Origin of the sequence: Algoriphagus aquatilis (assembly GCF_042657405.1) — a bacterium.
Classification (GTDB): Bacteria; Bacteroidota; Bacteroidia; order Cytophagales; family Cyclobacteriaceae; genus Algoriphagus; species Algoriphagus aquatilis.
In genome coordinates this window covers 153,664-180,444 of the sequence record NZ_JBHSKS010000007.1, presented here as the reverse complement: position 1 = coordinate 180,444, position 26,781 = coordinate 153,664, and the positions used below count along the sequence as shown (strand labels likewise).

Sequence of the window (26,781 nt, the reverse complement as noted above, 5' to 3'; positions counted from 1 at the left end):
AATTGTTTAAAGTGGCTTGGTGAAAAAATGTTATTCCTATCAAACCCATAGATTATCAGAACTTTTCTTTTTCACTGAGGCTATCTAACCTGATGAAAATTTGTTTTTCAAGACCAATTCTAGGCCCAAGATTAGCCTAAAAGTCCATATTCTACCTTACCATGACCATCCGGAGTGGTGTAAAAAGGCCGCTTTTCGATTTCATAATTTTTATCCGGCGGAATGCCTAAGGCATGATAAATGGTCTGATGGATGCTGTCGATTTTGATCGGATTTTCGATGGTTTTGCATGGTCGCTCGTCATCGGTTTTGCCAAAAACATGTCCCCGCTTGATTCCTCCTCCAAACATCAGGACCGAACAGCCGTCGGTGAAATGTCTGTGCATGCCGTAGTTTTTCATGTCCTCGATGATATCGGGCACTTCTACTTGGTCTTGGACTTTGAGATCAGGTCGTCCCTCCATCAGCATGTCTCTGCTGAATTCACTGGCAATAATAACCATGGTTCGGTCGAGCTTTCCGCTTTGATCTAGATCTTTGATGAGTTGGGCGATAGGGCCATCGATCAATTTCTTCATATCGGTGAGGCGGGTGTGCCCATTGTCGTGGGTATCCCAACCGAAGAAGGGTTCGTATTCCGTGGTCACTGTGATGTACCGAGCACCCTGATCCACGAGTCTTTTAGCCAATAGGCATCCCAGTCCAAAGCGCCCTGTATTGTACTTGTCATAGTTTTCTTTGGGTTCCTGACTGAGGTCAAACGCTTTGGCCTCGGGAGAATTGAGCAGCATGTAGGCCTGTTCCATGGATCGTTTGAGGGATTCCTTTTGGTAATCCGAGCCAAATTCCCCCATGGGACTTGCCGAAATCAGGTCATTGTAAAGTTGATTTCTACCCTCGAATCGCTTGTAATCCATTCCCACCGGAGGTCTCACGGCTTCCAATCCGGCAGAAGGATCAGGAATCAAGAATGGCCCATACTCCGAACCCAAAAATCCGGCAGAGTGAAAGGCTTTGAGTTCTTCCCCTTCACCGACTGTAAAGCGCTGCCCGATGTTGATGAAAGGGGGGATGACCGGATTGAGAGGGCCTTTTTCCTTGGCAATCCAACTGCCCAGATGAGGTACGACCACGGATTGTGGCGGTTCGTAGCAGGTATGAAAATGGTATTGATGTCTTGTATGCAAGATGTGCCCCAAGTCTGCAGCCTGATAAGATCGGATCAAGGTGCCTTTGTCCATTACGGAGGCGATGTTTTCCAGTCCCTCGGAAAAGAAAATTCCATCCAACTTGGTAGGGATGGATGGGAAGGTACTCAACACTTCCTTGGCTTCCATTCCCTTTCGGAATGGGGTGAATTTTTTAGGATCAAAGGTTTCGGTATGAGCCATGCCACCAGCCATGAAAAGCAAAATGACCGAGTCGGCGGTGGTGGGGATTTTGCTTTCGCAGGAGGAAAGCAGGCCAGCCAATGGCGCGCCCATACCCATCGTGGCAATGGCTGCAGCACTGGTTTTCTTGAGAAAATCGCGTCGGGTTTGGAGGTATTTCATAGGTTGTAGTTCTTATTAAAACTATCTGCAGAATTCAAAAATTTGTAGTCATCTTCAACATTGTGGGCTGGAAGACCGATGACCGAAGACCGAAGGGTTTTCTTCCGTCTTCTGTCTTCCGTCCAAGGAAAAAAGAGGAATTTCACGATTGGTCCTGAAGTATAGGTATAAGATAATTTCATCAATAGATCAATTGGAATTCGGGTAGGAGGAAGACGGCCCAAAGTAAGTCTTGAACGGCTGCAGGACTGGGTTTGGGTCCGAGAGCTTTTTTAGCAACTTCGAGTTCTTTGGGGCTGGGTTTCCGGAGTAGGGCTTTGGCGTAGAGATTTTCTGTCAGTACTACTGGATCAGCGAATGCAACCGCCCATTTTTCTCCTCCTTTGACCAGTGATTTGTTCAGTTTTTCCCCATTGCTGAGCTCCAAGGCTTGAAGCAGACTTGCTTGGGAATCTCTGCTCGTGGAGACGATTTCCCGATTGGGACGACCTAGTGCTTTTAGAAATTCATTGTTAGCTACCAAAGATGCCCTCGCAAAACTTAGATTGGTTTTCGCCTCAGGGATCAGTTGATACGGGCGGAATTTGACTTCAACTGAGTCAAAAAGAGGGGCGGAAATTTCGGCCACCGCATCTGCAAACTGCTCCGCTGTGATTCGGCGGCGAATAACTCCTTGGAATTTGAAGTCTTCGGCAAGCAGTTTTTCAGCAGAGGCTACTGTGACCGATGGACTGTGGTAAATTTTTGAAGTAGTAATCTGATAGATCAGACGCTTGAGGTCATAGCCATTTTCTACAAAATCCACCGCCAACCAATCCAGCAAATCCTGACTCCAAGGCGCATTGTCCATTTCGTCTACAGGCTCCACCATGCCTCGACCCATCAGCTGTTTCCAAATGCGATTCACCACTGTCCGGTACATCCGGCCATTGGCAGGCTGTACGAGTTGGTCGGCGAGTTGGCGGAGTTTTTCAGCTTTTGTAGCCAGGGAATCGATCTCACCGAGTTCCTCCCAGAGGATTTTGGTTTTGGCCAGTTTACCGGTAGGCTGCTCGCAGCGGCTTACTTCCAGAGTGGAGTCTGCGAAGATATTGGCAAAGGCATAGGCCTGCTCTAGTTTCCAATCGCTGATGAAGCTGTCGTGACAGGAGGCACATTTCAGATTGAGTCCAAGGAGAACCTGCCCGACATTTTGGGCGGCTTGCATTTCAGTTCGCTGAGAAGCGTTGACAGTCCCTCTCCACCGTATGCCTTCGATGAAGCCTTTGGATTTTTCAGTAGGATTCAGAAGCTCTTTGACAAACTGGTCATAGGGCTTATTTTCTCGAATCGAGGTGTAAAGCCAATCCGTGATCGCAAACCGACCGCCCGTGATGTAGCCAGTGCCGGTATAGTCATTTCTCAGGGCATCATTCCAGAAGGTCAGCCAATGTTGGCTATAATCATCGGTTCGATTGAGGAGATTTTGAATCCAAATTTCCCGTTTGTTGGGATTAGTATCTGCCTGAAAAGCCGCTAATTCCTGTGGAGAAGGCAAAAGGCCGATAATGTCAAGCGATGCTCTTCTCAAAAAAGTCCGATCATCCACAGGGGCGCTCCAAGATAGTTGGTTCTGCTGAAAATACTGATCCACCCATCGATCAATTGGATTTTCTAAACCCGGCTTGGCTGGAGGTAGATTAGGTTTTCGCGGCGCTAAAGCTGCCACCCGATACACGGACTGCTGAGCCACTCCATCGGGCCAAGGTGCGCCTTTTTCCACCCAAAGGGTAAGTAACTGTATCTCTTCCTTGCTGAGCAGTTTGCCCTTTTCGGGCATCACGTCTTTGTGGTTTTTGGAGAGCGAAATTCTGCGAATTAATTCGCTTTGACCGGGGTTTCCGGGAACAATGATGGGGCCGCTTTCCCCTCCTGCAAAGACAAATTCCTTTTCATCCAATCGCAAGTCTCCTTCGATTTTGGCACCAGAGTGGCACTTGTAGCAGTTGTGGGCGAGGACTGAGCGCACATTGGTCACGAGTTGGATTTCTTTTTCCGGAGAAAGGTCGGAAGCGAAAGTGCTCAAGTCTACACTTAGCGATTGCGGTGCTTCCTGATCGGAATCCTGCGGCAAAATCTCCGTGAGGTAATCCTCCCCATGAGTCAAAGCTGCTCCGAAGTGCCCGGCTACACCGATTCCCATACTGGTGAGAAACAGGATCAATCGGTAGGTTTTGATCGAAGAAGTGGAGGGGTTGAGTTCACTTTTTCGAAGCAAAACCAGAAGGAAAATACTCAATCCTGCACTGACCATGCCCACTGTTCGATGAAGATCTAAGGCACTTCCCGTGACCCCTTCATTTTCGGCCAAAAACCAACCCATTCCAGCTGAGATAGCAGCCGAAATAGCACCCAAAATGACTAAAAATCGGATTCCTGACCGAAATGAATGCCTGAAATTTCCCAAAGTAAAAAGCTCCATCACGGCTGCCACCAAAAGCAAGGCGATTGGAAAATGAACCATCATCGGGTGAAGTCGGCCGAAAAGTTGGCTGATCCAATGCGGGCTTGATTCAGCTGAATCCTGGGCTAATGCTGGAAAAGCAGTAAATAGAATGAGAATTAGCAGAATAAGCCTAATTTTTTTTAAGTGCATTCGAAAATTTTTTAAAAGAAGAGGGCAACCGATTTCTTGAAAAAATATAAGGGTTTTGGGCAGACTATCTATCCTGATGTGCAAAGTTTTGACCGGTGGTAGTGTCCCTTTGGAATGTAAGATTTGCAGGTTTCTAATTTGAAACCCTTGCTCTAGTCTTCAGATCTAGCTTGTAGCTTCAATTCTGGGCCAATGTCTAAGATCTGCCTTAAGGCTTTAGCTTTGGCCCAAGTCTTCAGATTTAGCGCAAGGCTTCAGATTTTGCCCAAGTCTTAAAGGTTGGCCCAAGTCTTCAGCTCTGGCTCAAGTTTTCAGATTTGGCCTAAGTCTTCAGATGTGGCTCAAGTCTTCAGCTCTGGCCCAAGTCTTCAGCTCTGGCCCAAGGCTTCAGATTTGCCTCAAGTCTTAAAGGTTGGCCGAAGGCTTCAGCTCTGGCCCAAGTCTTCAGTTCTGACTTAAGACTTCAGCTCTGGCTCAAGTCTTCATATCTGGCCCAAGGCTTCAGCCTTGGGAAAAAAGTAAGCAATTTTCTTTCAAAAACTGTTTCAACAGTTTAACTTTTAGCTCATTAAACTTTTATAATTATGTCCCATACTTTTTCAAAAATCTGGCTCCATGTCCTATGGAGCACAAAAAATAGGCAGCCACTCATTTCCCAAAAGCTTGAACCGCCGCTTTATGATTTTATCAAAAATGAGTTTAAGGAAATGGGCTGCAAAGTCTTAGCGATAAATGGAATAGCTGATCACATTCATTGCCTATTCCTAATCAGTCCTCAAAAATCCATTTCGGACCTTATCAAACAGGTGAAAGGAAGCAGTTCTCATTTTGTAAATCAGTCCGATTTGATCTCTGAAAAATTTTCCTGGCAAACGGGATTTACAGTCTTTTCAGTAAGCGAGTCGATTGTATCAAAAGTCCGAGCCTATATCCAAAATCAAAAAGTGCATCATGGCAAACAAACTCCCGAAGATGAGTTGATCTCATTTTTGAAGATGCATGAGATAGACAGGGAAAATGGATAAATCCATTTTTTGAGTGCAGTTCTTAAGCATTGGTCCCATAGTTAAAACTATGGGCCAATGGGCCAGTGTTTAAACTATGGGCCAATGGGCCAGAAGAAACCATGAGTCAGGATGATTTTTTACTCCACCACCAACCACGTATAACCTCCTGCGGGAATGTCCAATGTGACTTTTGCATCGTAGTTTCTTTCCAGACGGACTGTTTGGCTTTTGCCTTCTCCCACCCGGATCTGAGCAGTCTCACTTAGACCCGTGTAATATAGCGGGAGAGCCAACTCTTTTTTCATGGGTTCGGCACTTGGGTTGAAAAGCATAATCAGGGCTTTTTCTTTTCCTTTTGGATCTACATGCATCCAGCCATCCCAGTCCTTGCCGTCAGCTCTTCGGAGACGGATGATATCGGCATTAAGGATGTCTCGGTATTTTTTGTACCAGGCTATTACTTCGATCACCATGGCTTTGGTCTCCTCGGTATCGTAGAGCCTGGGTCCTCGATAACAGGCCTGAATCCCCGCTCCGTAATACTGCATCATGAGTTGCTTGTAGTCCTCGAGGTGATCATTGAGCGGTTCGAGGACAGCATCAGCTCCTCCTCCATGATAGGCCGTGAGGGGTACAAATCCCCAACCCATCGACGGAGTTTTCTCCCAAGTGGCATCGTAAATATTTTGGCGGTTGAGGATTTTCTGTCGGTCTCTCGGCAGGGAAAAATTTACCTCTCGATAGCCCATGGCGATCTTGTGGGTGCCATCCAGAAAGTACCAATCCGGTGCATTGATGTAGATGCCTTGGGCATTCATCCATTGGTAGAGTCCTTTTTGGAGGTTCATCTGCACCCATTGTGAATCCTCCAGTCCTTTGTGACCGGGATGAACATGGGAAGCGCAGACGTCACCGGGATAGGGTCCGTCATTTTCAAAGATGTCAAAGCCCGTTTGGCTAAAAAAGAACTTAAGCTTTTCAAGGTAATTCAAGCCCCATTCGCTGGCCAAGCAAGGGGCATTTCCGAAGAAAGCTCCACCCGGTTTGCCTGTAATTGGACTGATGACGTCGGTTTCGGGACCGATGGTGCGCGAGGAGAAAAGCGAGTAGCCACCTATTTTGATACCCCTGGAATGGGCGTAGTCGGCAAGTGATTTCCATCGTGCGATGTTTTCAGGAGAATTGTCTTCCATGTTGATGTGGCTGCCAAAACTTAGGATTAATGCTTCGTAACCTGTGTCGACGCATTGGTCGATGGCTGTACGAACTTGCTCGTCATTTTTGCTGACGAGATGCATGAAAATCGGGTTTTGCTGAGTCCAAGGTGCAATAGCTCGGTACATTTTCCGTCTAGCCAATCCGTTTCGCTCCCGGTCGTAACTGTCGAGAATGAGCTCATAGGTTCGGATGGACTGGAATTTTCCACCCTTTTCCAAATCAATTCCGATCCCTTTTTGGGGATAGACTTCCAGGGTACTTGGAGTCTGATAGTCATAGTTGACCTGCGAAGTGTAGCTCGAGTCCTGCTTCCAATGGGTGGCCTGCGCACTGAGTTCGGCATGCATGGCGTTGTTGAAGGCAAAGTTGTTTTCCACGTAGAGCTGATGCGGCTTTTTCATATCCTTGGTCGCGCCGACTACCGCCGATTCTTCTTCGACTGTGCCGAGGATTTCATTCACGACCTGATCGATGTGGATGCTGGAGTTTCCCTGATTTTCCAAGGTCAGGTATTTCCCGATCAAAGGGAGATTGTCATAAATCTCATAATGCACCTGAAGCAAAAGACCTTGGAATTCAGGATGTGCGTAGGAGAAAGTAATTTTTTGTCCACTTGCCTGTTCTTTTTGACCTGTCCAAAACTGGTTTTTGGTCGGGAAGTGGGGAGTGATTTTCGAAAGCGTGTAACCTTGGTAAGCAAAACTTCCTTCTTCAGGTTTCAACAAGCCAAGCCATTCTTTTTTGAAGTAGCCTTTTTCCTTAAAGTCCAGCTTAGCACCGATTTCATAGGTTTTTCCATTTAAAGTCACCCTAGCATCTGGCATCACGGTGCGGAGGAGCTGCGCTCCTGTCATCAGGTTAGTGAAATCGTAGCATACAGGACTTGGGGCGAGGAAAAAAGTCCGCTGGATTAATCCGTTTCGAAGTTGGATTTCGGTTGGATTGAGCAGTACGATTTCTGCCGATCTGGATTTGCCGTCGACAAGCCAGTCGCCAGCCATCGATTGACCAAGTGAAGGGATAACCACATGGAGATTGCCCAAAAGAAAAAGGCAGGATACAAGCCACTTGATCGTAGAGGACAGGCCTTTTGAGGTTGCTGAAAAAGAATTCATGGTAGCTGAGGTAAGGGTTGGACAGGTAGGATTTTGATCACGGCACCGCCCCCTTTGGCGAGGCGGAGGGTAAGCTGTTGATTGGAATTCGCGGATGACCGGAGCCATTGGTAATCGGAAGCGTATTCATTGGCATTGACCCCATCGATGACTCCTTGCAGGTCGTAATGGTTGATCCCCAAAGGGCTTAAGTCCACATTGAATTCTCGCTCGGTCCAATCTGTCATTGCTCCAAGATACCAAATTCCATCTTTGAGTCGAGCGGTGACGATGTATTCTCCGGGCTTGCCGTCTAAAATGATCGTTTCATCCCACGTAGTATGCATGCTCCCAAGGAAAGTCATGAACTCGGGTTCTTTTCTTGCCTGGGAAGGATTGCCTATGAAGTATTGAAGCGGGTTATCGTAAATCACATACATGGCAAGCTGGTGAGCGCGGGTACCCAGTGACATGGGACGTCCCCAAGTGTTTTTGAAAGATTCCTCGTTGGAATTTTCCAACAGCCCAGGCTCGTAATCCAGTGAACCCGAAACCATCCTTGTATAGGGAATGGTCAGGTTATGTGAGGGGGTGACAAAATTGGTCCAACCGTTCCATTCTGAACCCATTACTCCTTCTCTGGTAATCGCGTTCGGAAAAGTGATTTCAAATCCAGCTGGGGTAGGTGCCGAATGGAGATTGAGCATCACCTGATACTTGGCGCAAGTGAGGGCGAGTTTCTCATAAAAATTCATTGCCTTCTGATCATTTCGGTTAATGAAGTCCACCAAAACCACCTTTACCCCGAGTTTGGAATAGTAGCTCAGCGTTTCATCCAGCGACAAATCCAGATCGGTGGCATTGAACCAGAGCCCCAAACCGATTCCTTTTTTTTGGGCATAGGCAGCGATTTTTTTCAGATCGATATCGGGATTGAGTTTGGTCAAATCTCCATTGCGGTACCAGCCCTCGTCCACCATGATGTATTCCAAGCCAAATTCCTTCACAAAATCGATGTAGTAGAGATACGTCTCCGTGTTTTTTCCTGCTTTGAAAGGCACGTTAAACAGGTTGGCATTGACCAGCCATTCATCGGTGATTTGGCCGGGTTTGATCCAGGAGAGATCGCCTTGTATTTCAGAAGAGCTAGCCAGCTTTTGCACCAAGTCAGTGCTCGGAAGAACTTTAGGATCTTCCGTAGCGATTATGATTCTCCATGGGAAAGTGCGAGTGCCGGAAGTTTTGGCGATGAAGTCTCCGGTTTTACTCACTTTCCTCAGTCGGGAGTAAATCAATGTGTCCACAGGAATGACTTCTTCCAAAGGGTAAGGAGCAAAACTTGTTTTGATGCCATTGCTTGAGGAGGTTTGCAGAATCATCCCGGGATAGTCTCTCACATCGGATTCTGCTACCAAGAGATACTGATTGCTTTTGGTATGTAAAAGTGCAGGTGAATAGAGCAGTTCCCAGTCAGCAAGGTCAGGAAGGTTTTTCCGCTGATATTGGGTTTCAAAGTGGTTTTCGTAAGGATAAGAAACGTCAAATAAACCCACGATTCGCTCTTGAATCCGCTTTAGGTGAGCTTTCCAATAATCTGGGAGTGCCTGTTCGTAGGGAGCATAGAAAAGCTCTGAAGGCGCGACTGGGTTCACCTCAAAGGTTTCTTTTTTGACCCTGATAGAATCGGTAGCACTTCCAATCCACCGAAAAGCAGCACCTTCATCATACATTCTTACTTCCAGGTCGAGTGGCCCTTCGAAGTCGATTTTCACTCCCGAAAAATGATCTCGAAAACTTGATCTTTTGGCTGCGATCAAAGGAGTAATCAGGCTATCCCGTTCGAAAAAATCCATTTGGATGGGTTGAAAAGATTGGGAAGGAAATTCCTCCACCTCCATTCCAATCGGAGAAAGTGCCACCCAAAGTGAATCTCCCCTGTGAAGTGTGTAGTAGATGTTTTGGGAATTTTCCTCTCGGAAAAGTTCCAGTTTCAGGAGTTTGTCAGGGGATGCGATTTCCAGAATCTTTTCAGAAGTAGTGGTTTGGCAGGACCAAAAAAGGTTTCCAATGAGGAAAGCCGCTATGATGATTCTAATGGGCATTTAAAGGGTTAGGAAAAGACGGGATGGTTAGGATGATTTTGGCTAAAAGTTACAGTTTTCCCAAACGATTCAAACGTCACCAAAAAAGAAGCCCTGAGTCGATTGACCCAGGGCTTTCTTTCTGGTGTGGAAAAGATTACTTCTTCTCCTCCACTTTATTTTTAAACTCAATCTCCTGGATGCTCATCAGGACTTGTTCGCCTTTGGCATCGGAATTTTTAAAGATGAAGTACAAGTCTTGCTTGCCTGCTGTAGGTTTGATTGGGACCACTGCACGATTGGCATTTTGTCTTCTCCATTCGATAGGATTCACTCCCTGAGGTGGTCGGAATCCTCCTCCTTCTTTTCGGCCTATTTTTTCAGATTGTCCCAGAAGTTCGCCAGTTGGTGAACCTAACCTGACTTCCACTGCACCGCCGATACCTCCGTTTCGCTGGTTGATGCCGGCCAATACTTCAATTTGGATGACTCCTGTGAGATCGATTCCTTTCAGCGCAAACTGAGAATTGTCTCCAGCCATCAGGAAGTTGACACTTGGTGTGGTCAAAAGTTGAACACCCTTTCGGTCCACCGATGTCTGAGGATCTACGAAAGGAGCCTTCAGCGCTACATAATCCAATCCATTGAGAGATGCAATGCTATTTCCACCTTTATCAGCATAAGAAGCTCGAAGCAAGAAACTGCCCTGTCCGTTTTCTCCTTCAGGGATTACCGCATTTACTTTTCCACTTAGTGGAAGGGAGGCAATTGTGGCTTGGGTATCATCCATGGCAAGAATGTAATCCACCATTCGCTTGGCATCCGCTTGGCTGAGCGATGGGTGAGCACTCATCGCATGGTCGCCCCATACTCCGGCACCACCGTTGATGATTTTTCCAACGAGGTACTTGGTGTTTTCGGCTGAGTTTGGATATTTCTCGGCAACAGCCTGATAACTTGGACCGATGGATTTTTCAGTGTACTGGTGGCAGGATTTACAATCACTCTGTTCGATGAGGTTCTTGCCTAGGTTCAGGATAGCAGCATTTTCCACTCCACTTTGCTTGGATGCGATCTCGATCGGGTCAAAGCCTGCCGGTACATAGTCGAAGGTCACGGCTACTTCCTCGGGTTTGATTTTCCCATCTGCTGAACTTCCGTCTTCTTTGTCACTTACCGAGATGCTGTAGTTCAATTCCTTGTCTCCAAACCAGAAGCTTCGGTTGAGTCCACCAAAGTCAATGCTGACTACTGGTGGTTCGTTTCCTGCCGTTACTTCGAGGGAGGCGGTATTGGTTTCGCCCTTGGTATCGGTCACCGTCAGGGTTACTTGGTAGGTTCCAGCTTCGGAGAACGTGAAGCTAGGATTTGCCTCTGTCAAGACTTGATTGAAACCTGAGCTGTTGGTGATTTTCCACTCGTATTTCAGTTTTCCTTGGTCGTAATCGTCAAAGTCATTGGTACCTTCGGAAGAGAAATTAATCGCAAGAGGCGTGGCACCGGCGGTCTTGTCTGCGACTGCGGTTACATTTGGCTTGCGGTTACCTTTGTTGTATTGGATTTTGATCAGGCGTGAATTGGCATTGCCTCGGAACCATGCCGAACCATATTCCAAAATGTACAATGAACCATCGGGACCAAAGTCCATGTCGATCGCCGAGCTGAATGTCTCATTAGGCAGGAATCGCTCCATGCTTTTGTAATCGCCATTTTCATCCATGGTCACCGCAAAAATCCATCCTCTCATGAAATCCACGATCAGCCATTTGCCATCGTAATAGGCCGGGAAGGTGTAAGGCGCATCTTTTTTGAAATCCGCCTTTCTAAATACCGGGCCACCTGTCGCACTTCGTCCTGAGCTTCCCAATTCAGGGAATTTCTCAGAGGCACCATAAGGATAGTAAATCATGGCAGGCACTACAGGCTTTGGAAGTTCTCTTAAACCAGTATTGTTTACAGATTCATTTACTGGATTGTTCACATCGTAAGGAGCGCCATAGGAGCTGTCGGCATGATTGTGTCTGTTGTAGGGGAAATTGTCCCCGATGAAGTACGGCCAACCAAAGAATCCTGGCCCTTTTGCCTGATTGAATTCGTCATAGCCTTTGGGTCCCCAAATTGAGTCCACGGAGGCGTCCGGTCCTACTTCACCCCAATAGAGGTAGCCTGTTTTGCTGTCCAAAGTTGGTCTCCAAGGATTACGATGGCCCATGGTGTAAATTTCCGGACGGGTCTTTTCTGTTCCCGGAGGGAAAAGGTTGCCTTCAGGAATGGTGTAAGTACCGTCAGCTTCTGGGTGAATTCGGAGGATCTTTCCTCTCAAATCGTTGGTGTTCCCCGGAGCTCTCTGGTCATCCGAATTTTCCATTCCGGGCCTTTCGTCAAGGTTTGATGAACCTTCACGAGGGTTCACGGTATTGTTGCCGACGGTGAGGTAAAGGTTTCCTTCTGCGTCAAAAACCATCCCTCCTCCAGTGTGGCAGCATTCCTGACGCTGGGTAGGTACTTCGAGGACGATCTTTTTGGATGACTCTACCAACTCATTTCCTTTGAGCTCGTACCGGGCCAAGACGTGTTTGGAGTCACTTGGATCTGCGTAGTAGAGGTACACCCAGTTATTGGTGGCGTAGTCAGGGTGAGCGATTACGCCCATAAGTCCCTCTTCCGCTTCACGGACGACACCTTCTTTGTTGGTGTATTTGGTGTTGACCGGAATGGTGGCGACCAAGGTCATTTCTCCGGTGTTTTCGTCAAAGATTTTTACCCCGCCTTTTCGTTCCACGATCAGCACGCGGTTGTTTGGCAAAAAGGTCATTTCCATGGGTTCGTCCATACCTTCGGTGAGGACGACTTTGGTGAAGCGATTGTCTTCAGGTTTGACGGAAGGGTCATCTTCAGGTGTGCAGGATAAAAATCCTACCATCAGAAAAAGCACCGGTAGTACTTTTCCTACAAATCGATAGTGCATAGGTTTAGTGAGTTTAGCGTAATTTTTTTCAAAGGCAGTATTCCTATTGTCTCAATTCTGGACAAAAGCTTACCAATATCCAACATCTATTTTGAATTCGGTGATAAAATGGGATGAATGTCTCTAGAAACTGACTGATTATTTGGGGATAAAGGTCTTTTTCAGAAGATTTTTTTCAAAAGCATTCAAAATCAAAATCACCAATGATCAAAAACCTCAAAATCTCTGCGGTTCTTTTCCTATTTTTTGCCAAAGTCTATCCTCCTATGAAAAAACTGATTCTGGCATTTGCCTTTGTTCCGATCCTTTCTTTCAGCCAAAATCATCAGGCCAACCTGAAAAAAATCTACGATACGGAGCTTTCCGCAGGTCATACCTACGACAATCTGCGCTACCTCTGCAAAGTGATTGGCAACCGACTTTCCGGTTCGCCGGGCGCTGCAGCTTCAGTCGAATGGACGCGCCAGCTGATGGAAAGCTATGATTTTGATACCGTTTACCTTCAGCCCGTGATGGTGCCGCATTGGGAAAGGGGAGGAAAAGATGTGGTCAAAATCACCAATTCTGCCAAGCATGGCGTGGTCGAACTCTCAGCTTTGGCACTTGGAAACACACAGGGAACCGGGCCAAAAGGCCTCCTCGCCCAAGTGGTGGAGGTAAAAAGCATCGATCAACTCAAATCACTTGGCGCTCAGGTCAAAGGCAAAATTGTCTTTTTCAATGGCCCCATGGATCCTACCAAAATTGATGCATTCGAAGCTTACGGAGGTGCCAATGCACAGCGAAGTAGCGGGGCAGCCGAAGCTTCCAAGTTGGGTGCCGTTGGAGCGATTGTCCGCTCGCTCAGCAATCGGATAGATGATATTCCCCACACAGGCAATCAGCGGTATGCAGCTGATTTTCCAAAAATCCCTGCCTTGGCGATCAGCACCCAAGATGCAGAGCTACTCAGTCAGCTCCTTGCCGAGCAAACTGACCTCAAACTTTACCTCGAATCCCACGGCGAGATGAAGTCTGAAAAGCTTTCCTACAATGTGATCGGCGAAATCCGAGGATCTGAAAAGCCCGAAGAAATCATTGCTGTAGGCGGACACCTGGATTCTTGGGATGTGGGTGAAGGTGCACATGACGACGGAGCGGGCTGCATGCAGGCCATCGAAGTGCTTAGATTATACAAAGCGTTGGGCTGGACGCCCAAGCGCACCATCCGCGCAGTGATGTGGATGAATGAGGAAAACGGACTTCGAGGAGGTCAGGAATATGCCAAAGTGGCCAAAGCAAATGGCGAAAAACACATTGCTGCGATCGAATCCGATTCGGGAGGATTTTTACCGATTGGTTTTTCGTCCACAGGCACCGACGCTCAGCGTGGCAAGTTGGCTTCCTGGGCTGACTTACTGAGGCCGTATCAGCTATGGAATCTGCAAAAGCCAGGCGGAGGCGCAGACATCGGACCGCTTCGTGATCAGGGGCCGATTTTGATAGGGCTTTTGCCGGATTCACAGAAATATTTCATCTACCATCACACCGAGGCAGACGTGTTTGAAGTGGTCGATCAGCGTGAGTTGGAGCTTGGAGCTGCGGCAATGGCAGCCTTGGTATATTTGATTGAGCAGGAGGGGATTTAGAATAGAGGATTATTTCCCGCAGACCTGCTTGCAGCAGGCAAGTTTTCACTGAAAAAATCACAGACCTGCCTACGGTAGGTAGGTTTCCGCAGATGGGAATATCAAAACTAAGTTCCTTATTCTCTATGGAGGATATTTAACCATCGATTTTCTAGATGTATTTGATCTTACAGAAAAGACTCTTCAATTTCCAGAGGAGTCTTTTTTGTTCTTCATTTCAGAATTAATGTAAAATTATTGAAAGGCGAGACTCTTAGGATTATAATCATTTTACCTGACTTCAATCAGCCTTTTTGGTAAGATTGGTCAGAACATTATCCTCGCTTTTCCGCTTCCTTTGAAAAAATACCACTCCCATGAATGACCTTCAGATCGCCAATTCGGTGACGCCTCTTCCCATTCAGCAGATTGCTGCGAAAATAGGAATCTCTTCAGACCAATTAGATTTTTACGGTAAATACAAGGCCAAGCTTCCCCTGGATCTCATCGATGAGCAAAAGCTCAAGCAGAGCAAGTTGATTCTCGTCACTGCCATCACTCCTACTCCGGCCGGAGAAGGAAAGACGACGGTGACCATCGGTCTGAATGACGGACTTAACCGCATCGGCAAGGCTTCTTTGGCAGTGATCCGTGAGCCAAGTCTTGGGCCTGTGTTCGGGATCAAAGGAGGTGCGGCAGGTGGAGGCTGGTCTCAGGTTATACCCATGGAGGACATCAACCTGCATTTTACGGGGGATTTTCACGCCATCGAAAAAGCTAATAATCTCCTTTCAGCCCTCATTGATAACAATATTCAAAGCAAATCGCGAAACCTCGGCATCGATCCCCGAACCGTTCTTTGGAAACGGGCCATGGATATGAATGACCGAGCTCTTCGTGCCACAATTGTAGGTTTGGGAGGTAAAAACGGAGGCATGCCTCGCGAGACGGGATTCAATATCACGGCGGCATCGGAAGTCATGGCGATCCTCTGCATGAGCAAAAATCTGGAAGACCTCAAAGCACGCTTTGCAAAAATTTACATCGGTGACCGATTTGACGGTATGCCGGTGTTTGCTTCCGAACTCAATGCTCATGGAGCTATGGCCACGCTGATGAAAGAAGCCATCAAGCCTAATCTTGTACAGACACTCGGACAAAACCCCGCCATCATTCACGGTGGACCTTTTGCCAATATTGCTCAAGGCACCAATTCGATACTAGCCACCAAAATGGGACTGAGCCTGGGAGATTATGTGGTGACAGAGGCAGGATTCGGGTCAGACCTCGGTGCGGAGAAATTTTTCAACATCAAGTCCCGAGCGGCAGGACTTTCTCCGCGGGCCGTGGTGATCGTGGCCACGATCCGGGCTCTAAAGTATCACGGTGGAAAACCGCTCAAAGAACTTACCTCAGAAGATCTGTCTGCTTTGGGAAAAGGCCTGCCCAACCTGCAGCGACATGTGGATAGCATTCGCAGTTTTGGTGTGCCGGTGGTCGTGGCAGTCAATGTGTTCAGTTCGGATACCGATGCAGAAAAGAAGCTGTTGCTTAACTACTGCCAAACCCAAGGAATTCCAGCGGCATTGAGTGAAGGTTGGGCTAAAGGTGGAGAAGGGTGCATGAATCTAGCCGATTTGGTGGTGAAAGCAGCCGATGATTGCAAGCAAGACTTTAAACCTACCTATGACTTGGAAGATGAGGTGACTGAAAAAATCAGAAAAGTAGCCCAGACCATCTATGGAGCGGATGGTGTGGAATATTCCACCGTTGCTAAAAGCCAACTCAAAAAGATCGAAAAACTCGGAATGAGCAAGCTCCCGATCTGCATGGCTAAAACCCAAAAAAGCCTAAGTGACAATGAAAAATTGATTGGAAGGCCGATGGGTTTCACGATTACCATTCGTGAATTTGAAATTGCTGCCGGAGCGGGATTTTTGATTCCGATCGCAGGAGAAATTTTGAGGATGCCAGGATTACCCGAGGTGCCATCTGCCGAGACCGTAGACATCGATGAAAACGGGGTGATTAGCGGTCTTTTCTAACATGGGGAAAAGTAAAACCCCCGGGATGGGATACCCCGGGGGCCAAACCAATAGTCAAAAAATAACCCTCTTTTAAGCTACTGTGATCTCCTTTTTTGTTTTTCCTGAGGCAGTTAATTTTTTAGGAAGTAGGAGCCTTAGGATACCATTGTCGTATTTGGCATCAATTCCCTCTTCCATCACCTGCTCGGGCAACGCAAAGGACCTGCGAATGCTGCTGTAGGAGAATTCCTTCTTTCTGTAGTTTTCGTTTTTCTCCTCCTTTTCATTTTTTCTTTCTGCTGAAATACTCAATACTCCATCGTGTACATCGACTTTGAAGTCTTTTTTGTCAAAGCCGGGTGCGGACATTTCCAGTTTGAATTCTTGATCATTTTCGATGACATTGGTCGATGGCACCTCCACTGATTTTTCAGGGAACCAGAACTTTTCATCCCAATCAAAGGGATTCTCTTTACCAAAAAAGTCTTGAACCATTTTTGGCCAGAAGCTTCGGTTTGGTTTAGCTAGATTGCTCATGGCTTTACTATTTAGGGTTTTTTGGTAGTTGATTACTAACCTTAATTTCGATCCTTTAGAGATTTTTTTTGATGACAAGGCTCAATAAATCAAGTGATTGTGATCAGTTTTTTGACTTGTTTCTGATTTGCCTTTAGGAGCCAAAGTGACGCGGGGCAGCAGTAGTGGGGAAAAACCTGAAGCTTATTTTTATCTTGGCCTTGAAAATAAAAATCCTCATGCCTAAGCCTGTTACTCAAAATTATGATCTGTTGGGAAAGCTTTTGCTGGAAATAGGCATTACCATGATTCATGCAGGCGCTCCTATCCGTCGGGTAGATTTGGCATTGGTTCGGATTTCCAACGCGTTTGGCTGCCAGATTCACCATCAGATGACTACGAGGGATTTATCCATTAGCCTATATGTCGACCATCAGTCGGTGTACAATGGGGTGGTGAGTAAACCCGGCCTACCTGCGGTCAATTTCCAGTTGGTGTCCGATATTTCTGATTTGGGTTTGAGGGTAAAAGAGGAAAAACCTTCTCTGGAGCAGTTGGAGTCCTATTTCACAGAAATAAGCGGTGAAGCCAACTACCCAAGGCTATTTATCTTGGCTGTGGTGAGCTTGGCCGGGGCCGCCTTTTGTTTCACCTTTGGAGGTAGTTGGTTAGCGATGACGCTTACCTTTCTGGCCACCTTTGCAGGACTTTTTCTCAAGCAAGAACTCATCAAGCTCAAAGTAAATCCCTACATCACGACCTATTTGAGTGCCTTTTTGGCCTCGTCTGTGGTGGGTTTATTTTGGTTAATGGGTATCCCTGGTTCGTTTGAGCAGGCCCTGGCCACCTGTGTGCTGTTCTTGATTCCCGGTGTGCCATTGGTGATTGCTTTTGTGGATTTTTTTGCGGGATATATCCTGACGGGAATTGAGCGTGCAGGCAATGCACTGTTTCATGTATTTAGCATCTCTGCCGGATTGGCTTCGGTCTTGTACCTATTCAAAATTCCTTTTTGATGGAAACTCTTGACGCTCTGTTTAAAGGTCTTTGGTGTGCTTTAGCAGCTGTGGGATTTGGCGTGCTTTTCAATGCGCCCAGAAAGAGCTTGTGGATGATTCTGTTGGTAGGTTTCCTTGGAGGCATGACCAAATTTGGGTTGATGCTACCAGCAGTGGGAGCGAGGATTGTCTTTGCTACTTTTTTGGCAGGCCTAGTCATTGGCTTTTCAGGCGTTTTTCTCGGCAATTGGAAAAAGATCATCCCGATGATGATTACCATTCCTTCGGTAATCCCCTTGGTTCCTGGGGTGTTCTTTTACCGCTCGATATTAGGGCTGATTTCTCTTACCCAAGAACCTGAGCAAAATTATACCCAACTTGTCAATCAGACCATTTACAATGGAACCATGTCTGTATTTGTCCTTTTGGCCATTACCCTGGGAGTCGTGATTCCTTTGATTTTATTCAAGCTCGAAAACGTGAAGAGCCCTCTTCCAGCTAAGGATGGATTGAGGTCAGGGAAAAATACTTTTTGAGGAAATCTCAGGGGATTTCCAAAATCACATTTCCGATTTTTTGTCCCGAAGCCACATAGTCAAAAGCCTCTGAGACCTGAGCCAAAGTGAACCCTCTTTCATCGATGAGTGGTCGGAACTGACCTTTTTCGATCAGCGACGTGATGAGTTTCATACTCTCCAGAATATGGATCGGTATGGGAAAGATCACTTTTTGTCCCTTACCAAAAGTAGAAAACAAGGCCAGCCAGATATTCTCCCAATTGGGTCCGAGTTCGGATGAAATATAGATCCCTTTGGGACTCAGGATGGGAATACAAAGGGTAAAACGGCTTTTGCCAACCGCATCCAGTACGAAGTCATAGGTTTTGTTTTCTTGGGTAAAATCCACTTTCTCTAGAGCGATCACCCGATCTGGACCCAAAGCCTGAACCAGGGCCATGTCTTTTTCAAAACATACCGCTGTGACCTCGACCTGTTGAGCTTTCAGCAATTGGATGGCAGCCGATCCAATGGCGCCGGTTCCCCCATTGACCAGTACCTTCATTCCGGGCTCAATGGTCACTTTATTGAGAAAGTTAACCGCGTAATGAGCGGCTTCGGCACAGGCTACAATCTCAGGAAAGTCCCAACCCGCGGGAATGGGGAGAATGGCCTTTTTTTCAGAAAAGCAGACGTATTCAGCATGCGTTCCCGCTCCATTGTCATCGAATCCCCATACGCGATCACCCACCCGAAATCGACTGACCTCCGCACCTACCTGCTCCACTATTCCCGCAAAATCGGTTCCTGTCACAGGGATTTTCGGTTTGGTCAGTCCGGCAAAAGCACGTATAGCGTAGGGTTTTCCAGTTAGTACACCTACATCGGTCCGGTTGACCGTGGTGGTTTTTACCCTGATCAAAACTTCATCAGCCTTAGGTTGAGGAGTGGACAATTCGCCTACAGTCAGTGATTCAGGGGAGCAGTAGTGGTATCGTATGGCGGCGCGCATGGCAGGAAAATCTGTGTGAAATGAAAAGACGGAAAAGGAAGTTTTTATGCTACTCGTATAGCGGTTGAGTAAATGAACTGATGGAAAGTTCTTTGTTTTTGACTTTACATCACAGCAATTCATTCATAATTCTGAAAGTAAATTTTTGGAATTGAAGGAGATGAAGAGTAGATTCCAATCAGTTTTTAACCCTCATTTTTATGAAAAAAGTAAGAGTTTTATCCATTGACGGAGGAGGTATCCGCGGCATTTTACCGGGAACCATCCTCACCTTCCTCGAGCGCCAGATTCGACAGCTCACCGGAAATCCGGATGCCAAAATCGGCGAGTATTTCGATTTTGTAGCTGGTACCAGTACGGGTGGTATTTTGGGTCTGATCATGCTGTGTCCCGATGCAAATGGGGGATACCGCTTTTCGGCCAAAGAAGCCCTTGATCTCTACCTGGATCAGGGTGATGAGATTTTCGACGTCACAGTCGGTGAAAAGGTCAAGCGAATGGGAGGTCTCCGTGATGAGCGCTATTCGCAAAAGGAGTTGGAGAGGGCTTTGTTTACCTATTTTGGCGAAACTCGACTGAGTGAGGCTAAAAAGCCATGCTTGGTCACAAGCTATGATATCCGCAACAGGACAGCTTTTTTCCTCACCAGCGAAAAGGCCCAGAGTGACGTAGGTGACTTCTACTTCCGAGACGTGGCCAGGGCAACTTCCGCTGCGCCAACGTATTTTGAACCTGCACATATTTACTCGATTTTTGGTACGCCTCACACGCTAATCGATGGAGGTGTTTTTGCCAATAACCCATCTCTTTGTGCCTATGCTGAATGCAGAAAACTGGACTTTGCTGCAATTCTCAAGAATGAAAATAAACCTAAGATGCCTTCTGCCAAGGATATGATGATTGTCTCTTTGGGCACAGGTTCGGTAAAGACACCGTACTACTTCAAGGAATTTAAAGACGCGGGTCTCATGAAGTGGGTGCAGCCGTTGATCGACATCATGATGAGTGGCAACTCAGAGACGGTGGATTATCAATTGAGAAAGATCTATGGAACTCTGCCTGCAAAGCACTCAGAGGATTACTATCGAATCGAACCTGTGCTACAAAACGCCAGCGCTGATATGGATAAGGCCGATCTACAAAACCTCAAAGCCCTGCATGAAGATGGGCTGTTGTCAGTTTCCAGAAATCAGGATCAATTGAATGCTATTGCCAAAAAGTTGGTGGAATACGCCTGATAGTGGAATTCAGCTACCTACAAAAGCCTTCTTGGAGAGCCCAAGAAGGCTTTTTTGATAGTTGGGAAAGGACTATTTCAGTGGGATTTTTTCAAAAAAAAGTTTGGTTCCGTCCATTTTTACCAATTCTACTGGATTTGGCTTTTGCTTGACAGACCATTTGAAATAGCTGCAGATTCCATCAAAGTCTGCGGCTGAGAAGCCATTGATGGACTTGATTTCCTCTCCGACTTCGATCATCGCATCCTGTGGAGTCAATCCTTGTGGCTTGGAGTTGAGAATCAGTTTGCCGTCTTCGTACATGACCCCGATATGGGTAGTTTCTTCAAATTCCGGTTTGGTCCTGAGTTCCAGGTAATAGGCCATTTCGGAGTGGTTGAGGATGGTTTTGGTACTGAAAACTTCGAAAAATCCCACACCAATCTTAGGGTAGGAGCTTTCTTCAAAATCGATGGGTACTCGTGGGAAAATTTCGTCTCCCAGCTGAAGGCTATCCACCCAAATGGATCGGGTAGGATAGGTGCTTTGGCTCACCGCGCCCATGGAGGTACTGATGTTGGGATTGCTCAGGCCGAGGCTGTCTTTGAGGCTTAAGAAGGTTTGAATCTCAGGTAGATGATCCGGAAAATCCATCACCCTCACGTAGCCAAAGTCTACCAAGGCATCGGGTAGTGTGAGGTTTTCAAAGCTCAAAGTTACATGCGGTCTTCCTCCTTTGTACTGGATGGGTAGTTTTTTCCATGTAGGATTGGTGGGGAAAGGGGCTTTGGAAACGCGGATTTGCATCTTTTCAAAGTCGATCTCCCAATTGAGCTGTTTGATTACATCCTGACCTAGGAGGAAGAAGTCCATGCAAAAGAGAAAGTCCATGTCATTGACCAAGCTTCTCACTTTTTCGATTTTCACTCCTCCGATTTCCAGCTCTTTGGTCAGTCCGGTAGGCACTTTTTGGAGTTGGTTATTGGAGTCGCGTAAGGTGATTTTCTTCCCTTTGACTTTCAATTTGCCGCTAGGCTCGCTCAGCGAATTGGCCATGCCCATCGCTGCCCCGGTATCGAATGCAAACTTTGTGGGAACGCCATTCATTGTTCCTTCAAACACCAGCAAGCTGGACTCCAAGTGAAAAGGAAACGTGTAGACAGATTCCTGTGCATGGGTTCCATAAGCTGATATGAAAAGTAGGAGGAGAATAAAAACTCTTTTGGAAATGATTTGCATAAGATCAGTTTTTGTATCCCAACGAGGACACAAAAGTTTGTGTTAGGGAAGTAGGCTCAGCGAAGGAAAAGATGGTTGGGCGAAGGGTAAAATAGGTTTTTCACTGATCATTGATAGGCCTCGACTCCAGCCTGGGCAATGATGCCGTCTTGTGCTGAGGTGACTCCTGAGATCCCGATGGCACCGACAATAATCCCGTCCTTGAAAATAGGAAGGCCACCTTCTACGCCCACGGCATTGGGAAGCGTGGCAATTCGGCTGCCTCCTTCGCCTTTCATGGCATCTTCAAAAATCTTGGTAGACCGCTTGAAAAATACCGCTGATTTGGCTTTTGCCTGAGCGACTTCTACCGAACCGATCTGTACGCCATCCATTTTGCGCAGCGAAATCAAATGGCCTCCATCGTCTAGGATAGCGATCACGACATTCCATCCTTCTGCTTTGGCTTTCGCCTCAGCAGCATCGGAAATACGCTGAGCATCAGCAAGGGTCAGGTAGGGTTTGGTCTGTGAAAAAGCCAAAAGAGGCAAACAAAACAGTGCGAGGAGCAGGAGTTTTTTCATGGGGAGAGGATTGAATTGGATGAATTTAGGCTATTTCTATGGGAATCTCTTTTGCAACAATGAGCTGATTTTTCCAAAAACCGATTAAAGGCTATCTTAACTCATCAAACTCTTTTTCCTATGACAACTAGACGCGATACACTCAAAACCCTCGGTTTGGCTACTGGCCTGGGATTATTTTCACCTCTTGGTTTATTGGCTTGTGGCGAATCGATCAAAAAAGATAAGCTTGGAGTGGCCTTGGTGGGCTTAGGCTATTACAGCACCGACCTCCTTGCTCCGGCACTTCAGTTGACCAAGCACTGCTATCTTGCTGGCATCGTGACAGGTACACCATCCAAGGCGGAAGCTTGGAAAGCCAAGTACAATATCCCTGAAAAGAACATTTACAACTACCAAAACTTTGACTCGATCAGGGATAATCCGGATATCGATGTGATCTATATCGTCCTGCCTCCCTCCATGCACCGGGAATATGTGGAGCGTGCCGCGGCTGCCAAAAAACAAGTCTGGTGTGAAAAGCCCATGGCCGTTACCGTGGCTGAATGTCAGGCGATGATCGATGCCTGCAAAGCCAACGGGGTAAGTCTTTCCATAGGTTACCGCTGTCAGCACGAACCTAATACTCAAGCCTACATGAAGATCATCAGGGAGCAAAAGCTTGGAAAAGTGAAGTCGGTAGATTGTGCGGCTGGTTACCGAGAAGGACGGACCAACCACTGGAAGCAGATGAGAGAAATGGGCGGAGGAGTGATCTATGACATGGGAGTATATTCCATTCAGGGGGCTAGGCTTGGTACACAGCTAGAGCCTATCGCTGTCAAATCAGCCAAAGTATGGGCCGAAAGACCTGAAATCTATAAGGATGGCTTGGGTGAAATTGTAGAAGCTGAGTTGGAGTTTCCAGGTGGAGTAGTAGGAAAGGTCAAGACCAGTTTCTTTGAAAACATCAATCACCTCAAGATCGAGTGTGAAAAGGGAACGATTGAAATGTCCCCTTTCCAAGGCTATGCCGGCAACAAAGGAAAAAGCCCATTAGGAGAAATCAACTTCCCCTACGAGGTACCCATGCAGCAAGCCATGCAGATGGATGCCGACTCTTTGGCAATCATGGGGAATAAACCCATGCCAGTGCCGGGTGAGGAAGGGCTATGAGATATTCGTATCGTAGAGGCGATTTTGGAATGTGCAAGTACCGGCAAAAGGGTAATGATCTAGGGTCAAGTCTACACAGAATTTCTTTCGAAAAAAGAATTCTCCGTAGCTGATAATCATGGGTTTAAAATCACAGGATAGTGTGACTTTGATCATCTTTTATCTTAGATTTCATGACTAGTATTGGTAAGCATCTTAATCCCTACCGCCATGACAGATACCCGCATTTCCAAAGCCCAAATGCTGCACGCTTGCCTGATCAAGCAGCAGCTGATTATATCGGATTTTGAGCATGAGGTCAAAAATCTGAGAGCTGAGATCACAAGACATGACGACATTGCCAGTCAGGATCATCGAGGTACACCAGAGCGTAATGAGATGCTGGTGAGAATGGAACATGAGTTGATGTTTCTGAAAAATGAATTGATGATGCTGGAAAAGATCGATGAAGACAAGCAAAGTGATGAAGTAGAGCTTGGGGCAGTGGTGGTCACAGATCAGCGTATTTTCTTCATTTCTACATCGGTGGATTTTGCAGAAGTCAATGGTCAATCTTTTTTTGGCATATCAACCAAGGCACCTATTTACCACCTGATGAAAGGAAAAAAAGAAGGTGATTGCTTCGAATTCAGCGGGGTGAGGTATCGAATTTTGGAGGTGTATTGAATTAGGAAAAAGAGGTTGTTTCAAAAGGCATATTGGAGTCTGCCTGAGCATCTGAGAGACGTGAGTCTCGAAGTCTAAGGCCATTTACAGTAATTGGTACAACATTTCGACTACACCCAATGTGACAAACGATACTAATGAGACAACCTCCTTTTTTGGCAGAGTAATGCAGTTCCTATCGTTTTCCGGGTTGAAGAATTGCTTTTTCAAAAGCTGATTTTTGAATTTTTGCTTTATCAAAATAGACCGGGAAAAAGCCATCTGTTGCCCAAATCGGGAACAGATTACCATAGAATGGACTGTCAGGATTCCCACTTTGCCCAGGGGTATTGATGCCTTGGGTTTTCTCCCAATCCTGAGTATCTACCAAAATCCGAAAGGATGCCCCGGAGGAATTGTTGTCCCCATAGGCATTGGCAGCTGGGGTAAAACTGTATCCTCCTCGGGGAAGGGGGCCGTGGTTTAACTTTTTCTCCCAATCAGCATTCACAGCTGCGGATAATGGATGCCGAATCAAGGCGTGTTTGTACGCGGCCTGACCGTATTGCCAGTTTTTCAGATCGGAACCTAGTTTGACCCGGAGGGTAGTGATGGCGTTTTCAAAGCTTTTTTGGAGAGCCTCATTCCGGGCTTTTTCAGGATGGGAGGCAAAGATTTTTCCCGGGTTTTCCATCCAGTCCAAGATGAGTGTCAGGGAAGCATTTCCAAAATAGGGAGCAACTTCCTTTGGTACGACAAGGTCGCTGATTCGAGATCGCAGGTCTCGCTCCCACATCACATACACTGCTGCCTGTATGGAATTTTTCTCCAATCGAAAATCCCAAATGAATAAGGTGTTTCGTAAAGAATCCACTTGAGGATCGGAGAAACTTAGTCGCCGAAGGAAGGGAACAAGTTTCTTTGCAGGAAGGGACAGATAGTCATTTTGCAGTCTGCCCATTTCTTCGAGAGTAAATTTCCGGTTTTGACTCAAGACTTCTTGGATTCTTTTTCCCCGAAAATCATCCGACCACTCATAGCCGAGAGCTTCAGGGTGGGCATAATCTTTTGGGGTGACATTTTCATTGGCTGTAGCAATAAAGCCTGTTGCCGGATTGAAATCTGACGGCCGCTTCGCTATCGGTAGATACCCTTCCCATTCCCTGCTGCCATCACCCGATGTTGCCACCAAGCCGGAAAACCCCTTTCGGATAGGAGGGATGCCGGTGGCTTGCCAACCGATATTTCCTTGTCGATCAGCCCAAATCATATTTTCTGCAGGTACATGATTGAGGGTACAAGCGGCCTGAAATTCTTCCCAGGTTTTTGCCTGATTCATACTGAGACTTGCCAGATAAGGAGCACCGCCATACTCCAGCCAGGCACTTTCTAAGGCCACTGCTTTGCGTAATTCCGGGTCTATGAAAGTTACGGGTCCATGAACTGAATACCTGTGGATGACAGGAATTTTCCCCATTCCTTTTACTTGGATGCTGTCTCGGATAACTTGAAAACTAAGCCACTGTCCCTTATGCCAGTATTTTTCCGAATCTTCGGGATGAAGATCATAAACCCGGATATCTTCAAAGTCGGTGGAAAAAATAGTCAGACCCCAAGCTCCGTAATCATTATGTCCTATGGAAATCCCCGGGATAACGGGTTCGCCTCCTCCAATTGCATTCCAGCCCGGAGCGTTCAGATGTACCCAGTACCGGAGGGATGGCACTGCCAGAAGACGATGAGGGTCATTGGCCATGAAGGGAAACCCGCTTTCCGTTTTGCTCCCTGAGACCACCCAATTATTGCTTCCCATCGCAAAGGCATCGGCCTCCAAATTAAAATCTGTTTCAGCTTTCCACTCGGCAAGTGTCTTTTCAAACTCGGCTTGATTTTTTCTAAACTCGGGTTGAATATCCTCAGGTTTGAAAACCACCGCTGCGCGAAAAGCTTGGTAAGGCTGAAGGATATTTTTGAAAAGCAGTTCTTTTGGAATACTTGGGTCTAAATTCAAATCAGGTTCATTGGGATGAAAATGGAATAGTTTTTTGGTTGCTTCCTCCCCGATCAGGCTTACAATTCTGCTGATGTTGAGCTCTTCCGGAGAATTGCCTAGAAGCCCTTGATGTCGTGAAATCACCACCTCCCAAGTCCAAAATTCAGGAAGAATCTGAAGCATTTTAAATTCTATCGGGAGGCTTTCCGGAGTGTTTCTGGCTTCCAAAATGTATTGATTGACTCCGGCCACGAAGGCATCCACGATCTGCTCTCCTCGGGGATGGTAATGGTTGAGCTCTTGTTTTTTATCTCCTCTGAACCTAAAAAGTCGAGCGCCGCGATCACGGTCCAGTTCGCGTTCTCCCAGGATTTCAGCCAAAGTTCCTGTCGCCTGTCTTCTCCAGAGTTCAAATTGAAAAAGCCGATCCTTGGCCGCAAGATAGCCTTGGGAAAAGAACAGATCGTGTTCGTTTTGGGCAAAAATATGGTTGATTCCACTCGAGTCCCGATAGACTTCCACAGGCTGATGGAGTCCATGGATGGAGAGGTTTTGGGAAAAAGCCGTAAGTGAGGCCAGGAGCAGAAAGCCTGTCCATCCTGCCAAAAGGATCTGTTTCATGGCTGTGGGTGATTTGGAATAAGTTTCAAAGAAAATTCCAAGTCACCAAATCCTTTTCGACCAGCGGATTGTCAGTCAAAAGAAAAGGGCCGAATTCGTCTGAATCGGCCTTGATGTTTAGAGATAACCTACGGT

General features: G+C 46.8%; 17 protein-coding genes and 1 pseudogene. 8 read left to right on the top strand and 10 right to left on the bottom strand.

Annotated elements, in window-relative coordinates; translation table 11 throughout:
• Positions 1 to 131: 131 nt before the first annotated feature.
• On the bottom strand, positions 132 to 1,553 hold the full coding sequence (locus ACFPIK_RS10860; RefSeq protein WP_377915117.1) for a DUF1501 domain-containing protein: 1,422 nt from the start codon (positions 1,551 to 1,553) through the stop codon (positions 132 to 134).
• A 181-nt stretch (positions 1,554 to 1,734) separates the two neighbouring features.
• Positions 1,735 to 4,059, bottom strand: coding sequence for a DUF1549 domain-containing protein (locus ACFPIK_RS10855; protein ID WP_377915175.1), 2,325 nt, complete (start codon positions 4,057 to 4,059; stop codon positions 1,735 to 1,737).
• 713 nt (positions 4,060 to 4,772) lie between these two features.
• Between ACFPIK_RS10855 and tnpA the strand changes: the two genes are divergently transcribed.
• Positions 4,773 to 5,213, top strand: coding sequence for an IS200/IS605 family transposase (tnpA, locus tag ACFPIK_RS10850; protein WP_377915115.1), 441 nt, complete (start codon positions 4,773 to 4,775; stop codon positions 5,211 to 5,213).
• Between the two features lie 119 nt (positions 5,214 to 5,332).
• Here the strand turns inward: tnpA and ACFPIK_RS10845 are convergent, their stop codons facing one another.
• The 3 genes from ACFPIK_RS10845 to ACFPIK_RS10835 form a co-directional block, all read right to left on the bottom strand.
• Positions 5,333 to 7,528: an alpha-galactosidase gene (locus ACFPIK_RS10845; RefSeq protein ID WP_377915113.1), complete on the bottom strand. Its 2,196-nt coding sequence runs from the start codon at positions 7,526 to 7,528 to the stop codon at positions 5,333 to 5,335.
• Entirely contained in the window at positions 7,525 to 9,609 is a 2,085-nt protein-coding gene (locus ACFPIK_RS10840; RefSeq protein WP_377915111.1) for a glycoside hydrolase family 97 protein, read from the bottom strand. Before ACFPIK_RS10840 ends, ACFPIK_RS10845 begins: the two co-directional genes overlap by 4 nt.
• Positions 9,610 to 9,745: 136 nt before the next feature.
• The gene (locus ACFPIK_RS10835) at positions 9,746 to 12,556 is read right to left on the bottom strand and encodes a PQQ-dependent sugar dehydrogenase (protein ID WP_377915110.1); all 2,811 of its coding nucleotides are present in this window, start codon (positions 12,554 to 12,556) and stop codon (positions 9,746 to 9,748) included.
• Between the two features lie 203 nt (positions 12,557 to 12,759).
• On the opposite strand from ACFPIK_RS10835, the gene ACFPIK_RS10830 reads away from it, so the two are divergent.
• Entirely contained in the window at positions 12,760 to 14,184 is a 1,425-nt protein-coding gene (locus tag ACFPIK_RS10830; RefSeq protein WP_377915109.1) for a M28 family peptidase, read from the top strand.
• A 356-nt stretch (positions 14,185 to 14,540) separates the two neighbouring features.
• Positions 14,541 to 16,208, top strand: a complete 1,668-nt coding sequence (locus tag ACFPIK_RS10825) for a formate--tetrahydrofolate ligase (protein ID WP_377915107.1) — start codon at positions 14,541 to 14,543, stop codon at positions 16,206 to 16,208.
• 72 nt (positions 16,209 to 16,280) lie between these two features.
• Here ACFPIK_RS10825 and ACFPIK_RS10820 read toward each other — a convergent pair whose 3' ends face one another.
• Positions 16,281 to 16,727: an Hsp20/alpha crystallin family protein gene (locus ACFPIK_RS10820; RefSeq protein WP_377915105.1), complete on the bottom strand. Its 447-nt coding sequence runs from the start codon at positions 16,725 to 16,727 to the stop codon at positions 16,281 to 16,283.
• 218 nt (positions 16,728 to 16,945) lie between these two features.
• On the opposite strand from ACFPIK_RS10820, the gene ACFPIK_RS10815 reads away from it, so the two are divergent.
• Positions 16,946 to 17,722 carry a threonine/serine exporter family protein gene (locus tag ACFPIK_RS10815; RefSeq protein WP_377915103.1) on the top strand — a complete coding sequence of 259 codons (777 nt, stop codon included), beginning with the start codon at positions 16,946 to 16,948 and terminating at the stop codon, positions 17,720 to 17,722.
• Complete coding sequence (locus ACFPIK_RS10810) at positions 17,722 to 18,240, top strand: threonine/serine exporter family protein (RefSeq protein WP_377915101.1); 519 nt, start codon at positions 17,722 to 17,724, stop codon at positions 18,238 to 18,240. The genes ACFPIK_RS10815 and ACFPIK_RS10810 overlap by 1 nt, the downstream gene beginning before the upstream one ends.
• 7 nt (positions 18,241 to 18,247) lie before the next feature.
• On the opposite strand, the gene ACFPIK_RS10805 is transcribed toward ACFPIK_RS10810, so the two are convergent.
• The gene (locus ACFPIK_RS10805; RefSeq protein WP_377915099.1) at positions 18,248 to 19,213 is read right to left on the bottom strand and encodes an NAD(P)-dependent alcohol dehydrogenase; all 966 of its coding nucleotides are present in this window, start codon (positions 19,211 to 19,213) and stop codon (positions 18,248 to 18,250) included.
• A 200-nt stretch (positions 19,214 to 19,413) separates the two neighbouring features.
• On the opposite strand from ACFPIK_RS10805, the gene ACFPIK_RS10800 reads away from it, so the two are divergent.
• Positions 19,414 to 20,451: a patatin-like phospholipase family protein gene (locus tag ACFPIK_RS10800; RefSeq protein ID WP_377915097.1), complete on the top strand. Its 1,038-nt coding sequence runs from the start codon at positions 19,414 to 19,416 to the stop codon at positions 20,449 to 20,451.
• A 72-nt stretch (positions 20,452 to 20,523) separates the two neighbouring features.
• Here the strand turns inward: ACFPIK_RS10800 and ACFPIK_RS10795 are convergent, their stop codons facing one another.
• Together ACFPIK_RS10795 and ACFPIK_RS10790 are read right to left on the bottom strand one after the other, a co-directional pair.
• Positions 20,524 to 21,669, bottom strand: coding sequence for an aspartyl protease family protein (locus tag ACFPIK_RS10795; protein WP_377915095.1), 1,146 nt, complete (start codon positions 21,667 to 21,669; stop codon positions 20,524 to 20,526).
• Between the two features lie 107 nt (positions 21,670 to 21,776).
• Positions 21,777 to 22,232 (bottom strand): GlcG/HbpS family heme-binding protein, encoded by a 456-nt coding sequence (locus tag ACFPIK_RS10790; protein ID WP_377915093.1) that lies wholly within the window; start codon positions 22,230 to 22,232, stop codon positions 21,777 to 21,779.
• 120 nt (positions 22,233 to 22,352) lie between these two features.
• Between ACFPIK_RS10790 and ACFPIK_RS10785 the strand changes: the two are divergent.
• Positions 22,353 to 23,450, top strand: a pseudogene (locus ACFPIK_RS10785) (Gfo/Idh/MocA family protein).
• Between the two features lie 147 nt (positions 23,451 to 23,597).
• Complete coding sequence (locus tag ACFPIK_RS10780; protein WP_377915091.1) at positions 23,598 to 24,053, top strand: hypothetical protein; 456 nt, start codon at positions 23,598 to 23,600, stop codon at positions 24,051 to 24,053.
• 175 nt (positions 24,054 to 24,228) lie between these two features.
• On the opposite strand, the gene ACFPIK_RS10775 is transcribed toward ACFPIK_RS10780, so the two are convergent.
• Positions 24,229 to 26,646: a penicillin acylase family protein gene (locus tag ACFPIK_RS10775; protein ID WP_377915089.1), complete on the bottom strand. Its 2,418-nt coding sequence runs from the start codon at positions 26,644 to 26,646 to the stop codon at positions 24,229 to 24,231.
• Positions 26,647 to 26,781 lie beyond the last annotated feature (135 nt).